Source organism: Nocardioides perillae, from assembly GCF_013409425.1.
GTDB classification, from domain to species: Bacteria; Actinomycetota; Actinomycetes; order Propionibacteriales; family Nocardioidaceae; genus Nocardioides; species Nocardioides perillae.
Window position 1 is genome coordinate 513,824 of sequence record NZ_JACCAC010000001.1, and the last position, 13,862, is coordinate 527,685.

Genomic DNA, 13,862 nt, shown 5'->3' on the forward strand with positions numbered 1-13,862 from the left:
GCATCGAGAGCGAGAGAGAAGCACGTGACCGAGACCCCCACCAGCGGCGGCACCCCTCCCGGGCCCGGCGGCCGCATCGAGCCCGTCGAGCTGCAGACCTCCATGCAGCGCGCCTACATCGACTACGCGATGGCGGTCATCGTCGGGCGGGCCCTGCCCGACGTGCGCGACGGCCTCAAGCCGGTGCACCGCCGCGTCCTCTACGCGATGTACGACGGGGGCTACCGGCCCGACCGCGGCTTCAGCAAGTGCTCGCGCGTCGTGGGCGACGTCATGGGCCAGTACCACCCCCACGGCGACACCGCGATCTACGACACCCTGGTGCGCCTCGCGCAGCCCTGGGTGATGCGGGCGCCGATGATCCAGGGCCAGGGCAACTTCGGCTCGCCGGGCAACGACGCGGCCGCGGCCATGCGCTACACCGAGTGCCGGATGGCGCCGCTGGCCATGGAGATGGTCCGCGACATCGACAAGGACACCGTCGACTTCCAGCCCAACTACGACGGCCGCTCTGCCGAGCCGGTCGTGCTGCCCTCGCGCATCCCCAACCTGCTGGTCAACGGTTCTGCCGGCATCGCGGTCGGCATGGCCACCAGCATCCCGCCGCACAACCTGCGCGAGGTCGCCGAGGGCGCGCGCTGGGCGCTCGAGCACCCCGACGCGACCCGCGAGGAGCTGCAGGACGCCCTCATCGAGCGGGTGAAGGGCCCCGACTTCCCCAACGGCGCGCTGATCGTGGGGCGCCAGGGCATCGAGCAGGCCTACCGCACCGGTCGCGGCTCGATCACCCAGCGCGCGGTGATCGACGTCGACGAGGACTCCCGCGGTCGCACCTGCCTGGTGATCACCGAGCTGCCCTACATGGTCAACCCCGACAACCTCGCGCTGAAGATCGCCGAGCTCGCCGACTCGGGCAAGGTCCAGGGCATCGCCGACGTGCGCGACGACACCTCCGACCGCACCGGTCAGCGCCTCGTCGTCGTGCTCAAGCGCGACGCCGTGGCCCGCGTCGTGCTCAACAACCTGCTCAAGCACACCGAGCTGCAGACCAACTTCAGCGCCAACATGCTGGCCCTGGTCGACGGCGTGCCGCGCACGCTGAGCATCGACCAGTTCATCAGCAACTGGATCACCCACCAGGTCGACGTGGTGCGCCGGCGCACCGAGTACCTCCTGCGCGAGGCCGAGGAGCGGGCCCACATCCTGCGCGGCCTGGCCAAGGCGCTCGACCTGCTCGACGAGGTCATCGCGCTGATCCGCCGCTCCCCCGAGGTCGACGACGCCCGCGACGGCCTGATCGAGCTGCTCGACATCGACGAGGTCCAGGCGATGGCGATCCTCAACCTCCAGCTGCGGCGCCTCGCCGCGCTGGAGCGGCAGAAGATCGTCGACGAGCTGGTCGAGATCGAGCGCACCATCGCCGACCTGCAGGACATCCTGGCCAACGTCTCGCGCCAGCGGCAGATCGTCTCCGACGAGCTCGGCGAGGTCGTCGAGAAGTACGGCGACGACCGGCGCACGCAGATCATCGCCGCCGACGGCGACCTGTCGATGGAGGACCTCATCCCCGACGAGGAGCTCGTCGTCTCCATCACCCGCGGCGGCTACGCCAAGCGCACCCGCGCCGACCAGTACCGCACCCAGCGGCGCGGCGGGAAGGGCGTGCGCGGGGCCAGCCTGCGCGGCGACGACGTCGTGCAGCACTTCATCGCGACCTCCAACCACCACTGGCTGCTGTTCTTCACCACCGCCGGCCGGGTCTACCGCACCAAGGCCTACAACCTCCCCGAGGCGTCACGCGACGCGAAGGGCGGCCACGTCGCCGGGCTGCTGAGCTTCCAGCCCGACGAGGAGATCGCGCAGGTGCTGGCGATCCGCGACTACGCGCAGGCGCCCTACCTCGTGCTCGCGACCCGCAACGGGCTGGTGAAGAAGACCCGCCTCGCCGACTACAACTCCCCGCGGCAGGCCGGCGTCATCGCGATCAACTTCCGCGAGGACGACGACGCTCTCATCGGCGCCGAGCTGGTCAACGCCGACGACGACATCCTGCTCGTCTCGGTGAAGGGCCAGGCGATCCGCTTCAAAGCCGACGACACCCAGCTGCGACCGATGGGTCGCGCCACCTCGGGCGTCTCGGGCATGAAGTTCCGCGAGGGTGACCACCTGCTCTCGATGTCGGTGATCCGCGCCGCGCAGGTCGCGGCCGAGAAGGCCGCCGAGGCCCGGGCCGAGGCGGCGGGCGAGTCGACCGCCGCCGGTGACCTGCTGGGCGTCGCCGAGCAGTACGTCTTCACCATCACCGACGGCGGTTTCGCCAAGCGCACCCGGATCTCGGAGTACCGCCTGCAGTCGCGCGGCGGCCTCGGCATCAAGGCGATGTCGCTGGCCAACGAGGAGCGCGGCGGGCTCGTCGGCGCCTTCATCGTCGAGGAGGGCGACGAGGTCCTCTCGATCACCCAGGCCGGCCAGGTCGTGCGCAGCCGCGTCGACGAGCAGTTCCGCGCCACGGGCCGCTCGACGATGGGCGTGAAGTTCGTCAGCCCCAAGAAGGGCGACGCCGTCGCGGTCGTCGCGCGCTCGGTGGAGTCGCAGGTCGCCGAGGAGGCCGAGGCGGCCGCGGAGGAGAGCGCGGCGCAGGCTGCGGAGGCCGCCGCGGAGACCGTTGACCGCACAGGTGCCACAATCGACGGGACCGAGGGCGACGTCGAGGCCGCGGAGACCGCGACCGACGCCGGCGACGCCCCCCGCGACCCTGACGGGGAGAGTGGACGCTGATGGCCGACCGCCCGAGCGAGCAGCAGGCCCGACCGACCGCCGCGGCCCCGCCGAGGGGTCCGGCGGGGAGCGCGCCGGGGAGCGCGAAGGGCACCGCGACCGACGAGCGGCCGCCGCTGACCCAGCGGCTCTCGGCGATGGTCTCGGGTGCCGCCGACGAGCACCGGGCCAACGCCCGGCCCGCCGCGGAGCGCCCGGCGGCCTCGCCCGGCCCCGCCGCGGGCGGCGCGGCGGGTCGTCGCCCTCCGCGGCGCGCGCGGCTGCGGCTGACCCGCATCGACCCGTGGTCGGTGATGAAGACCGCCTTCCTGCTCGCGGTGGCGACCGCCGTCGTCACCGTGGTCTCGGTCGCGATCGTGTGGAGCGTGCTCGGTGCGGCCGGGGTGTGGGAGTCGATCAACGCGACCGTGGCCGACGTCGTGGGCACCGACGCGACCAGCGGCTTCGACGTGCGCGACTACGTCGGCACCTCGCGCATCCTCGGCTTCACGATCCTCGTCTCGGCCGTCAACGTGGTGCTGCTCACCGCGATCGCGACGCTGGCGGCGTTCCTCTACAACATGGCCGCGGCCCTGCTCGGCGGCGTCGAGCTGACGTTGGCCGAGGACGACCGCTGACGCACCACGGGTGACGCGTCCGGCGGCGCCGGGGCCGTTTTGTCGGCCTCGGAAGCCGTGCGGTAGTGTCCACCCGGCGCGCTGCGGCGCGCCGTACGACTGCTCGGGGTTGCTGCCCCGGGCGTCGCGGGCCTATAGCTCAGACGGTTAGAGCGCTTCCCTGATAAGGAAGAGGTCACAGGTTCAAGTCCTGTTAGGCCCACTCCCGCTCGTTGAGGAGAGATGCGTGAAGAAGGTCCTGCTCGTCCTCCTGGCCGGCCTCGGCGCGGCCTTCGCGAAGAAGCGCCTCGACGAGGGTCGCCGTGAGCAGGCCCTGTGGGCCGAGGCCACCGACCCGGTCCGCAAGGCCTGAGCCGCACCACCGCGGCACCCACGCTGCACCCACCCGGGGCCTTGGCGCAATTGGTAGCGCACCTGCTTTGCAAGCAGGGGGTTAGGGGTTCGAGTCCCCTAGGCTCCACCAGCCGCACGACCGGCCTCGGCGTTCGGGCCCGCCGAGGGCCCCGGCTCGCCTAGGCTCTCCCCACGTGAGTCCTCGTCGTCCTCTGCGCGGTCGTCGTGCGCCCGCCCTCGTCGCGGGCACGGCCCTGGCGCTCGTCGCGCTGTCCGGGTGCAGCGACGACCCCGCGCCGCCGGCCCCGGCCACCGCCGAGCCGGCAGCCGTCGACCCCTTCGCCGACGTGGCGCCCGAGGAGCTCTCCGTCGTCGCGCGGGCCGCCGCCTGGGCGCCGGTGGAGGCGACCGAGGTGCGCGTCACCGACTGGGACCGCGTGCGCGACCGGCTCGGCCTGCCCTCGCTCACCGGTGCCTCCGAGACCGGCGACCGCGCTCGCTTCTGGCGCGAGGCCCGTGACGGTGCCGTGGTGCTGACGCCCTCGACGCTGCACGCCCTCGACGACCGGCTGCTGCGCGACTTCGGCTTCACCGCCGACGACGTCGACTGGCAGGCCGACGTGCGCGGACCCGGCGGTGAGGGGAGCGTGCTCGCGCTGCGGCCCGACCTCCCGCTCGACGGCGTACGCCGTGCGGTCGCCGCCGGCGTCGGGACGCTCGAGGGCGCCCGGCTCGTGCCGGACGCGCAGGTCGTGCTGACCGGGGCGCTCGCGGACGCCGCCGCCGGCCCCGGCGAGGACAGCTGGCGCACCGACCCCGCACTCGCCGAGCTCCTCGTCGGCACCGCGCGGGAGAGCGCGCCCGAGTCGGTGCTGCTGCGCCGCGGCTGCCTGCCGCTCGACGACGTGCTCGGCGGAGACGTCGCCGGTGGAGGCGGGGGCGACGAGGCAGCGCGGGTGCGGGCCGCCCACGACCTCGGCGACCTCGAGGACGTCGCGGCCTCCTCGGTGGCCTTCGGCGACCTGGTCGCCACGGTGCGCCTCGGGCTCGAACGCGCCGACCTCTTCGAGCGGGCCGAGCTGGTCGGGGACTGGCCGCCGGTGGGTCGGCCGACCTTCGCCGCCGCCTTCGGGCCCGACCCGGTGGTCGACCCGTCGACCGGCCGCCTCGGCCTGATGGTCGACGACCCGGCCGCCGCCGCCGCGGTCACCCGCGCTGGCGTGCTGCCCTGGGCGGTCTGCCCCGACTGAGCCCGGGGAGGCACGGGGCCTGCGCGAACCCTCAGCCGGTCTCGGTGGCCGCGTGCAGTGACCGGACGGTGGGCGAGGTGGGGACGCTCGCCTGGTCGGGGTAGGTGCCGAGCAGCCGGTCGGCGGTGCCGGCGGTGGTGACCGTGAACCAGTAGTGCTCGTTCTTGTAGTGGTGCAGGCGGTGGTTGCGCCACACCGCGCGGAACCACCGTGACCGCGGGCGGTAGTCACTGTGCACCAGGTAGTGCGTCCACTCGTAGCCGAGCTTGAGGGCGTAGACGGACACCAGGGCGGTGAGCGCCCACGTCGTGGCGGGCACCGCGAGCAGCAGCAGGACGGCGTACGCCGGGAGCAGCACGACGAGCGCACCCGTCGGGATGAAGACCAGGGGGAGGTCGCGCGGGTCTGCGTGGTGGGCGCGGTGCTTGCGGGCGAGCAGCGGGTCGACCGTGACGGGACCGAGGCGCCGCGGGCGCCAGTGGAGGACGACGACGTGGACCACCCACTCGATGAGCGGGAACGCCGCGACGAGGCCCAGCGGCACGCTGAGCTCCCACCAGCTGCCACCGCCCACCGCCACGCGGGCCGCGACCGCGGCGGCGAGGCAGGCGCTGATCAGCCACGGCGACGGGGCACCCAGGAAGCGGCGGGCGGCGGCGGCGAGCGAGAGCGGCGTACGCCGGGGGTTCGCGGCACGCGCCTCGTCGTCGGCGAGGCGGGCGCGGGCGGCCACCTCGACCGCGGGGTCGGGTCGGGTCACGGGGTCTCCTCGGTCAGGGCGTCGAGCGCGGTCAGGAGGGCGGTGGTGGCGGGGCGCAGCACCCGCTCGGCGGCGGCGCGGGCGGTGTCGGGGTCGCCGCCCCCGACGGCGACGGCGAGCACGCGGTAGGCCTCGACCTGGGAGACCTCCTCGGCGAGGAGGGGGGCGAGGGCCCCGATCGCCGGCTCGTAGGCGGCACGCAGGCTGTTGAACATCAGCCGGAAGGTGAGCGAGTCGGCGCCGTCGACGACGGTGTCCCAGAAGGCGAGTGCGGCGTGCTGGGCCGCGACGTCGTCGCCGGCACGGGCGAGCTCGTCGACCTGGGCCTCCAGGGCTGGCTGCAGGGTGCGGCCGGCGCGCTGCGCCGCCAGTGCTGCGACGCCGGGGCCGACCACGAGCCGCGCCTCCACGATGCTGCGCCCGACGGCGGCGTCGACCCGGCCCCCGCGCACGAGCAGGCGCGGCAGCAGGTCGAGCCCGGCGTGCCGTCGGAAGTCGCGCACGGTCGTGGCGCCCCCCTGGCGCACCTCCACCAGGCGGGTCTGCGCCATCCGCTGCAGGGCCTCCCTCACGGCGGGGCGGCTGACGCCGAGCACCTCGGCCAGCCGCCGCTCGCTCGGCAGCGCCTCTCCCGCGCTCAGCCCGCCCTCCACGACCTCGGTGAGCACCTGGTCGAAGACCTCGTCGGGCACGGAGCGGCGGGTCACGGGTTGCAGGGGCATGTTGTGACGCGAGGCCCCCGGCGGCCGGAGGTCAAGTGGTCAGACCAGCCTGGTGGCAGTTGTGGCCCAGGTCCTGCACTTGTGCCCCGAGTTCTCGGGCCACAAGTGTCGGAGTCCCCGGCTGACCGGTGACTCCGACAGCGGGCGGAGGGAGCGACGTACGCTGGAGGGGTGCACCCCCTGCTCGCGCCCCGCCGGTGGGGCGGGCACGTGGTGGCGTTGGTGCTGGTCACGATCGCGCTGGCCCTGGGCGCGTGGCAGCTCGACCAGTGGCGCGAGGCGCGGGCCGCCGCGGCGCAGGACCTGAGCCAGGCCGAGCCGGTGCCGCTCGACCAGGCGCTCGGGCCCGACGAGGCCTTCCAGCAGGACGCGGTGGGCCAGCCGGTCACGCTCAGCGGCACCTGGCTGCCGGAGTCGACGGTCCTGGTCAGCGACCGGGAGGTCGACGGCGTCGAGGGCTGGTGGGTCGCCACGCCCGTCGCCGTCGGCGGAGGCGACGGGTCAGCGCTCTACGTCGTGCGCGGCTGGACCGCCGACCGTGACGACGTGCCCCCGGCGCCGCAGGGCGAGACCTCGCTCGTCGCCACGCTGCAGCCCCCCGAGGGCAGCGGCGCGGTCGACCCGAGCCCCGGCGACGACGAGCTGCCCCAGCTGCGCACCGCCGACCTGGTGCAGCAGGTCGACCAGGACCTCTACGGCGGCTACGCCGTCCTCGTCGACGCGGCCGCCTCGCCGGGCGGCCCGGCCGCCGCCGCGGGGCTTGAGCCCGCCGCGCTCGAGCAGCTGCCGGCCGCCGGCGCGTCGACCGCGCTCCGCAACGTGCTCTACGCCCTCGAGTGGGTGCTCTTCGGGATGTTCGCCGCCTTCGTGTGGTGGCGGTGGACCCGCGACGTGGTCCAGGCCGACCGCGCGGCCGACGGCGGTGGCGATGACCGTGGTGGCGACGACGGTGACGGGGGTGACGGTGGTGGGGGTGACGGTGGTGAGGGTGACGGCGACGGAGGAGAGCCCGGGGACGGGCCGCGGCCGGCTTCGCGCCGCCCGGTAGCGTCGAGCCCGTGAAGGCGCTGCTCCGCTACCGCGTGATGGCCACCGTCGTCGGTGTGCTGCTGGTCGTGCTGATCCTGGTCGGCGTGCCGCTGGCCAACTTCGACGGCACCGGCATGTGGTACGTCATCCCCTCCACCCCCGACCTCTTCGCCGTCGGGAGCACGCCCCACGAGGTCGGCGAGGCCATCACCGAGTACCTCGGCGTCGCGCACGGCTGGCTCTACATGATCTTCCTGGTCACCGCCTTCCTCCTGGCCCGCCAGGAGCAGTGGGACCTGCCCTTCACCCTCGTCACCCTCGTCAGCGGCACCGTGCCGGTGCTGTCCTTCTGGGCCGAGCACCGCGCCACCCGCCGCGTCCGCGCCGAGCACGCCGCGCTCGCCGAGCTCGACGCCCGGGCCTGAGCGCCTGTGTGCGCCCGTGAGCACGCCGTGAGCGCCCCGTGACCACGGCCTTCGTGCTCGGCGGCGGCGGCGTGCTGGGCGCGGTCGAGGTCGGCATGCTCCGGGCGCTCTTCGACCGCGGCGTGCGCCCCGACCTGGTGCTCGGCACCAGCGTGGGCGCGCTCAACGGCGCGCTGGTCGCGCGCGACCCCACGCCGGCGGTGGTCGAGCGGCTGGTCGAGCTGTGGGAGCAGGCGGCGGGGTCCAAGGACGTCTACGGCGACCGGCCCCTGCGAACCGTCCGCCGCGCGCTCGCGACCGGCACCCACGTCTACAGCCCGAAGCCGCTGCGGCAGCGGCTCGCGGAGGAGCTGGGCGACCTGCGCTTCGAGGACCTGCCGGTGCGGCTGCAGGTCTGCGCGGCGAGCATCGAGCGGGCGGCCGAGCACTGGTTCGACTCCGGCCCGCTGGTCGACGCGGTCGTCGCGAGCGCCGCGGTGCCCGGGCTGCTGCCCCCGGCCCGGGTGGGCGACGAGCACTACCTCGACGGCGGCATCGTCAACTCGATCCCCGTCGGCCGGGCCGTCGAGCTCGGCGCGACCCGCGTCTTCGTGCTCCAGGTGGGCCGGGTCGACCGCCCCCTGACCGTGCCGCGCCGGCCGTGGGAGGTCGCGCGGGTGTCCTTCGAGATCGCCCGGCGCCACCGCTTCGTCCGCGAGGTCGCCGCCCTGCCCGACGACGTCGAGGCGCACGTGCTGCCCGCCGCCGGCACCGGCCCGCGCGACGACTCGGTGCTCGCCTACCGCGACTTCGCCTCCGTGCGCAGCAGGATGGAGCTCACCTGGGAGGCCTCGCTCGCGCACCTCGACGAGGCCGGGGTCGACGACCGACCGGTCGACTGAGCCACCGCGCACCGCCCGCCCGCGAGGAGACCACCGTGCACGTCGTACGCCGTGGCGTCGTGGCCCCGCTCGTCGTCGTGCTGGCGGTGGTGCTGTGGGTGACGCTGCCGCTGTGGCTGCTGGTCGCGGCGGCGCTGTCACCACTGCTGCCGGGCCGGTGGCGGGCGCTGCGCCTGTTGTGGCTGCTCGTGCTCTACCTCAGCGTCGAGGCCCTGCTGCTGCCGACGCTGCTCGGGACCTGGGTCGCGAGCGGCTTCGGGCGGCGGCTGCGCACGCCCTACTGGGAGGGCATCCACTACGACCTGGTGCAGGGCGTGATGTGGGTGCTCTTCCGCGAGGCGCGGCGGGTGGCGCACCTCGAGGTCGCGACGCAGGGCCCCAGCCCCGACGCGCACCCGGGCCGGCCACTGCTCGTGCTGTGCCGCCACGCGGGGCCCGGTGACTCCTTCACCCTCGTGCACGCCCTCATGCACTGGTACGCCCGGGAGCCGCGGGTCGTCCTCAAGGACACCCTCGCGTGGGACCCGGTGATCGACGTCCTGCTGCGGCGGGTGCCGGCACGCTTCATCTCGCCGGGGTCGGGCGCGGACCTCGAGGCCGAGATCGGTGCCCTGGCGAGCGGGCTGGACCGCGACGACGCCTTCGTCATCTTCCCGGAGGGCGGCAACTTCACCGCGGCCCGGCGCGACCGGGCGATCGCGCGGCTGCACGGCCTCGGGCTGCACCGGATGGCCGAGCGCGCTGAGTCGATGGTGCACGTGCTCGCGCCCCGCCCCGGCGGGGTGCTGGCCGCGCTGGAGGCGGCGCCGGAGGCCGACGTGGTGCTGGTGGCCCACACCGGGCTCGACCACCTGCTGACGGTGGCAGACATCTGGCGCGAGCTGCCGATGGACAAGCGCATCACGATGCGGTGGTGGCGGGTGCCCCGCGACGAGGTCCCGACGGGGCGCGACGCCCAGATCGAGTGGCTCTACGACTGGTGGGAGCGCATCGACGACTGGGTGGCGCAGCACCGGCCCGAGGAGCTGCCCTCGGGCCGGTCGCAGCGACGGTGACCGCCCGCGGGCGGCCGGTGGGTCAGGACTTGTCGGGGTCGTCGATCTCGACGGTCTCGAGGGGCTCGTCGGGGGTGGTGGTGACGTGGGGCTCCTCGACCTGGTCGGCGACCGCCTCGTCGGGCGTGCCGCCACCGGGGTCGGTCGTGGTGCCGGCCGCGCCCGCCGCACCCGCCCCGCCCGCACCACCGGCCGCGGCGCTCGGGCCGGTCGCGGCGTGCTTCGGCGGGGGAGCCGGGGTGTAGGAGCTCTGCCACGGCGACTCCTGCCGGCCGCCACCGAGCTTCTTCGCGGCGACCGCGCCACCACCCGCGAGGAGCGCGAGCAGCAGCAGCTTCTTCAGCCTGCCGCCGCCCGTCGAGGCGGGAGCAGCCGGCTCGCCCTTCAGCTCGGCGACCTTGGCGTCGGCCAGGCCGCGCAGGGCGGTGGCCTTGGCGCCCGCCGCGGCGGTGCCGGCGGCGATCACCGGCGCGGCCTTGGTCTGCGCGTCGGCGAGGCCCGACGCGGCGCGCTCGCGGGCCTCGGCGAGTGCGGGGCCGGCCTTGGCGCGGGCGTCCGCGACCACGGGGGCGGCCTTCGCCCGGGCGTCGGCGAGGCTCTCGACCGCGCGCACCTTGGCGTCGGCGACGACCGGAGCGGCCTTGGCGCGGGCGTCGGCCAGCACCGGGGCGGCCAGCTCGCGCGCCGAGTCGACGGCCTGCTCGAGGTGGGGACGCACGGCGTCGGCGAGGTCGCCGGCCTGCTCCACCGCCTGGTCGAGGAAGGACTTCTTCTTGCGCAGACGCATCAGGGGCATCCTCTCGTCGGTTCGGGTCCACCCAACCATGCCCCTGCGCGGCCCAGACCATGCCTGTGGGTGGGGCGGTTGCCGCTGCGTGGGACACTCCTGGAGTGCGTCCCCCGCCCCGCGGCGGACCGGGCGCCGCGCTGCGGCGCGACTCCCGCACCACCCACCGAACCCCACGCGGCCGGCGACGGACGCGGCGAAAGGCAGTCATGGCCGACCTCCAGGCGACCCTGAAGACCACCCAGGGCGACATCGTCGTCACCCTCTTCCCCGACCACGCGCCGACCACGGTCGACAACTTCGTGGGCCTGGCCGAGGGCACCAAGGACTACCAGGCCGACGGCGGCAAGAGCAGCGGCCCGTTCTACGACGGCCTGGTCTTCCACCGCGTCATCGACGGCTTCATGATCCAGGGCGGCTGCCCCACCGGCACCGGCACCGGCGGCCCCGGCTACACCTTCAAGGACGAGATCCACCCCGAGCTCGCCTTCACCAAGCCCTACCTGCTCGCCATGGCCAACGCCGGCCCGGGCACCAACGGCTCGCAGTTCTTCATCACCGTCGGCGCCACCCCGTGGCTGACCGGCAAGCACACCATCTTCGGCGAGGTCGCCGACCAGTCCTCGCGCGACGTGGTCGACAAAATCGCCACCACGCGCACCGGCGCGATGGACAAGCCGACCGAGCCCCAGGTGATCGAGTCGGTCACCATCACCCGCGGCTGACGCGCCCGGCCACGGCCGACCCCGCGCCCACCCGCTGACGACGGCCGACCCGTGAGCGAGCCCAGCCCGCCGCCCGGACCCGCGACCGGGGTGCCCACGTGCTACCGGCACCCCGGCCGCGAGACCTGGATCCGCTGCCAGCGGTGCGAGCGGCCGATCTGCCCCGACTGCATGCGCGACGCGGCGGTCGGCTTCCAGTGCCCCGGGTGCGTGGCGGAGGGCGCGCGGTCGACGCGGCAGGGCCGCACGGCGTACGGCGGTCGTCGCAGCGGTGACCCCACCCGCACGTCGCTGGGGCTCATCGTCGTCAACGCGGCTGTGTGGCTCCTGGTGCTCGCCACCGGTGGCGCGGGCAGCGCGTGGGTGGCGCGGCTGGCGCAGTCGGGGGTCGGCGTGTGCCGCGACGGCGACTACCGCGGCTACTACCCGACCGCCGACGAGCGCATCTGCGACGCGATCGGCGGCGCGGTGTGGACGCCCGGCGTCGCCGACGGCGCGCTGTGGCAGCTGCTCACCAGCGCCTTCACCCACGTCGAGGTCTGGCACGTCGGCTTCAACATGCTGGCGCTGTGGGTGCTCGGCCCGCAGCTCGAGGCGGTCCTGGGGCGCGGCCGCTTCCTGGCGCTCTACCTGCTCTCGGCGCTCGCCGGCTCCACCGCGGTGCACTGGCTGACGGCCCCCGACGTCACGACCCTCGGGGCCTCCGGCGCCGTCTTCGGTCTCATGGGAGCGCTGCTGGTCGTGGCCCTCAAGGTCCGCGGCAACGTCTCGCAGATCCTCACCTGGCTCGGCATCAACGCGGTCATCACCGTGGTCGGGTCGAGCTTCATCTCGTGGCAGGGCCACCTCGGTGGCTTCCTCGGCGGGGTCGTCGTGATGGCGGTGCTGGCCTACGCGCCGCGCCGCTCGCGCACCTTCTGGCAGCTGTGCGGCCTCGGCGCGGTCGCCGCGGTGCTGCTGCTGCTCGTGGCCGTGCGCACCGCGCTCCTGCTCTGACGCCCCAGGCCTCCGGGTGACGGGCCGCCCGCGGCGCCCCGCCGCCGGGTCCCGTCGTCCCCAGCTGTGCACTCACCTGTGGAGAACTACACGCGTGTCATTCCTCCCCAGGGTTCTCCACAGCTGGGGACAACTCCGGGGCCCCGGACGCACGGAGCCCCGGCCCACCGCAGGGTGGACCGGGGCTCCGGGTGCGTCGAGCGCGTCGGCTGCGAGGTGGCGCCAGGTCACTCCCACCGGGTGGCGTAGACGAACCCGACGGCCATCAACCCGATGCCGACGACGAGGTTCCACTGGTCGAGGTCGGTGATCACCGGCACGTCGGTCGCGGTGTTGGTGAAGACGTAGAAGGTGCAGATCCAGATCAGCCCCACCAGGAAGCAGAAGAGCATCCCGACGACGACCCCACGGCCGCGGCCGAGCGGGGTGGTGGGGTGGGCGGCCACCGCGAGGCCGAGCAGCGCGGCGCCGAAGCCGATGACGTAGTTCCAGCGGCCCAGGTCGGCGATCGCGCCGGGCCCGCCCGGTGCCTCGCCGAAGCCGTCGGGGCGCACGACCGTCCAGTAGTAGACGATCCAGGCGACACCGACCACGAACAGCAGCAGCGCGAGCACGGAGCGCACCGACAGCACCGAGGGTCGCGGGCGGCCGTCGGTGCGGAGCGGGTCCTGCTCGGACTTGGACTTCGCCACGGGTTCTCCTCGATCGGTGGTCGGCGGGGGCCGCCCGTTAGCCTAGACGGCATGGAGCCGACGCGACCGAGGAGTCCCGCGTGGCGCCTCGGCACGCCCGTGATCGTGCTGCTGTGCGGGGCGCTCTTCGTCGTCAGCGCGGAGGACAGCCAGGGCACCGACCTGCGCCCCGGCCGCTTCTCCGACCTCTCGACCGTGGTGGACAACGAGGCGGCTCGGGTCGCGGACCTGCGCGAGCGCACCGCGCAGCTCGACGCCGAGGTGCGCGCGCTGAGCCAGCGCGTCAGCGACCGCACGGTCAACCGCTACCGCCGCCAGATCGAGGTGCTGGGCGACCCCGCCGGCACCGAGCCCCGCAGCGGACCCGGCGTCACGGTGACGCTCTCCGACGCGCCCGCCGAGCTCATCGAGTCGGTCGAGGCCGTGCGCGGCGACGTCAACCCGCTGGTCGTGCACCAGCAGGACATCCAGGCGGTCGTCAACGCACTGTGGAAGGGCGGCGCGACCGCCGTCACCATCCAGGGCCAGCGCGTGGTGTCGACCACCGGCATCAAGTGCGAGGGCAGCTCGGTGCAGCTGCAGGGCTTCCCCTATCCCCAGCCCTACGTCATCTCCGGCATCGGCGACCAGCAGGAGCTGCTCGACGCCCTGGCCGACGACCGCAACGTCGGCGACTACCGCGCCGCCGCCGCCGACCCGACGATCGACGTCGGCTTCGACGTCGAGCTCGACGACTCGCTGTCGGCCCCCGGCTTCAGCGGCGTCCTCGACCTGCAGTACGCCGAGCCCCTCGGCTGACGCTCCGGCCGGGC

At 74.4% G+C, this 13,862-nt stretch carries 15 protein-coding genes and 2 tRNA genes; 13 read left to right on the plus strand and 4 right to left on the minus strand.

The features are described from left to right. The first annotated feature begins 102 nt into the window (after nucleotides 1-102). The 6 genes from gyrA to BJ989_RS02425 all read left to right on the plus strand — a co-directional run bounded on the left by gyrA (nucleotide 103) and on the right by BJ989_RS02425 (nucleotide 4,978). Nucleotides 103-2,778, plus strand: a complete 2,676-nt coding sequence (gene gyrA, locus BJ989_RS02405) for a DNA gyrase subunit A (protein WP_218848977.1) — start codon at nucleotides 103-105, stop codon at nucleotides 2,776-2,778. Next, entirely contained in the window at nucleotides 2,778-3,395 is a 618-nt protein-coding gene (locus BJ989_RS02410; protein ID WP_179516851.1) for a DUF3566 domain-containing protein, read from the plus strand. Before gyrA ends, BJ989_RS02410 begins: the two co-directional genes overlap by 1 nt. A 128-nt stretch (nucleotides 3,396-3,523) precedes the next feature. Next, nucleotides 3,524-3,597, plus strand: a tRNA-Ile gene (locus tag BJ989_RS02415). A 24-nt stretch (nucleotides 3,598-3,621) separates the two neighbouring features. Further along, the gene (locus BJ989_RS17390; protein WP_343049021.1) at nucleotides 3,622-3,747 is read left to right on the plus strand and encodes a DLW-39 family protein; all 126 of its coding nucleotides are present in this window, start codon (nucleotides 3,622-3,624) and stop codon (nucleotides 3,745-3,747) included. A 35-nt stretch (nucleotides 3,748-3,782) separates the two neighbouring features. Continuing rightward, nucleotides 3,783-3,858: transfer RNA gene (locus BJ989_RS02420), tRNA-Ala, on the plus strand. Between the two features lie 64 nt (nucleotides 3,859-3,922). Next, nucleotides 3,923-4,978 carry a hypothetical protein gene (locus BJ989_RS02425; RefSeq protein ID WP_179516852.1) on the plus strand — a complete coding sequence of 352 codons (1,056 nt, stop codon included), beginning with the start codon at nucleotides 3,923-3,925 and terminating at the stop codon, nucleotides 4,976-4,978. 31 nt (nucleotides 4,979-5,009) lie between these two features. Here BJ989_RS02425 and BJ989_RS02430 read toward each other — a convergent pair whose 3' ends face one another. Both BJ989_RS02430 and BJ989_RS02435 read right to left on the minus strand, forming a co-directional pair. Continuing rightward, nucleotides 5,010-5,738, minus strand: coding sequence for a sterol desaturase family protein (locus tag BJ989_RS02430; protein ID WP_179516853.1), 729 nt, complete (start codon nucleotides 5,736-5,738; stop codon nucleotides 5,010-5,012). Next, a complete protein-coding gene (locus BJ989_RS02435; RefSeq protein ID WP_179516854.1) occupies nucleotides 5,735-6,460 on the minus strand; it encodes a FadR/GntR family transcriptional regulator in 726 nt (241 codons plus the stop codon). The genes BJ989_RS02430 and BJ989_RS02435 overlap by 4 nt, the downstream gene beginning before the upstream one ends. Before the next feature lie 171 nt (nucleotides 6,461-6,631). Between BJ989_RS02435 and BJ989_RS02440 the strand changes: the two genes are divergently transcribed. The 4 genes from BJ989_RS02440 to BJ989_RS02455 are packed head-to-tail and all read left to right on the plus strand — an operon-like array spanning nucleotide 6,632 to nucleotide 9,850. Beyond that, nucleotides 6,632-7,522, plus strand: a complete 891-nt coding sequence (locus BJ989_RS02440; RefSeq protein ID WP_179516855.1) for an SURF1 family cytochrome oxidase biogenesis protein — start codon at nucleotides 6,632-6,634, stop codon at nucleotides 7,520-7,522. Beyond that, nucleotides 7,519-7,914 carry a DUF3817 domain-containing protein gene (locus tag BJ989_RS02445; RefSeq protein WP_218848684.1) on the plus strand — a complete coding sequence of 132 codons (396 nt, stop codon included), beginning with the start codon at nucleotides 7,519-7,521 and terminating at the stop codon, nucleotides 7,912-7,914. The genes BJ989_RS02440 and BJ989_RS02445 overlap by 4 nt, the downstream gene beginning before the upstream one ends. Nucleotides 7,915-7,952: 38 nt before the next feature. Continuing rightward, nucleotides 7,953-8,795, plus strand: a complete 843-nt coding sequence (locus tag BJ989_RS02450; protein WP_343049022.1) for a patatin-like phospholipase family protein — start codon at nucleotides 7,953-7,955, stop codon at nucleotides 8,793-8,795. A gap of 35 nt (nucleotides 8,796-8,830) precedes the next feature. Further along, complete coding sequence (locus tag BJ989_RS02455) at nucleotides 8,831-9,850, plus strand: 1-acyl-sn-glycerol-3-phosphate acyltransferase (protein WP_179516856.1); 1,020 nt, start codon at nucleotides 8,831-8,833, stop codon at nucleotides 9,848-9,850. Between the two features lie 22 nt (nucleotides 9,851-9,872). Here the strand turns inward: BJ989_RS02455 and BJ989_RS02460 are convergent, their stop codons facing one another. Continuing rightward, nucleotides 9,873-10,637 carry a F0F1 ATP synthase subunit B family protein gene (locus BJ989_RS02460; RefSeq protein WP_179516857.1) on the minus strand — a complete coding sequence of 255 codons (765 nt, stop codon included), beginning with the start codon at nucleotides 10,635-10,637 and terminating at the stop codon, nucleotides 9,873-9,875. Nucleotides 10,638-10,846: 209 nt separating this feature from the next. Between BJ989_RS02460 and BJ989_RS02465 the strand changes: the two genes are divergently transcribed. Next, complete coding sequence (locus BJ989_RS02465; protein ID WP_179516858.1) at nucleotides 10,847-11,362, plus strand: peptidylprolyl isomerase; 516 nt, start codon at nucleotides 10,847-10,849, stop codon at nucleotides 11,360-11,362. A 51-nt stretch (nucleotides 11,363-11,413) separates the two neighbouring features. Further along, on the plus strand, nucleotides 11,414-12,358 hold the full coding sequence (locus BJ989_RS02470) for a rhomboid family intramembrane serine protease (protein WP_343049023.1): 945 nt from the start codon (nucleotides 11,414-11,416) through the stop codon (nucleotides 12,356-12,358). Nucleotides 12,359-12,585: 227 nt separating this feature from the next. On the opposite strand, the gene BJ989_RS18555 is transcribed toward BJ989_RS02470, so the two are convergent. After that, on the minus strand, nucleotides 12,586-13,050 hold the full coding sequence (locus BJ989_RS18555; protein ID WP_179516859.1) for a cell division protein CrgA: 465 nt from the start codon (nucleotides 13,048-13,050) through the stop codon (nucleotides 12,586-12,588). A gap of 51 nt (nucleotides 13,051-13,101) precedes the next feature. Between BJ989_RS18555 and BJ989_RS02480 the strand changes: the two genes are divergently transcribed. Next, the gene (locus BJ989_RS02480) at nucleotides 13,102-13,848 is read left to right on the plus strand and encodes a DUF881 domain-containing protein (protein WP_179516860.1); all 747 of its coding nucleotides are present in this window, start codon (nucleotides 13,102-13,104) and stop codon (nucleotides 13,846-13,848) included. Nucleotides 13,849-13,862: the final 14 nt, after the last annotated feature.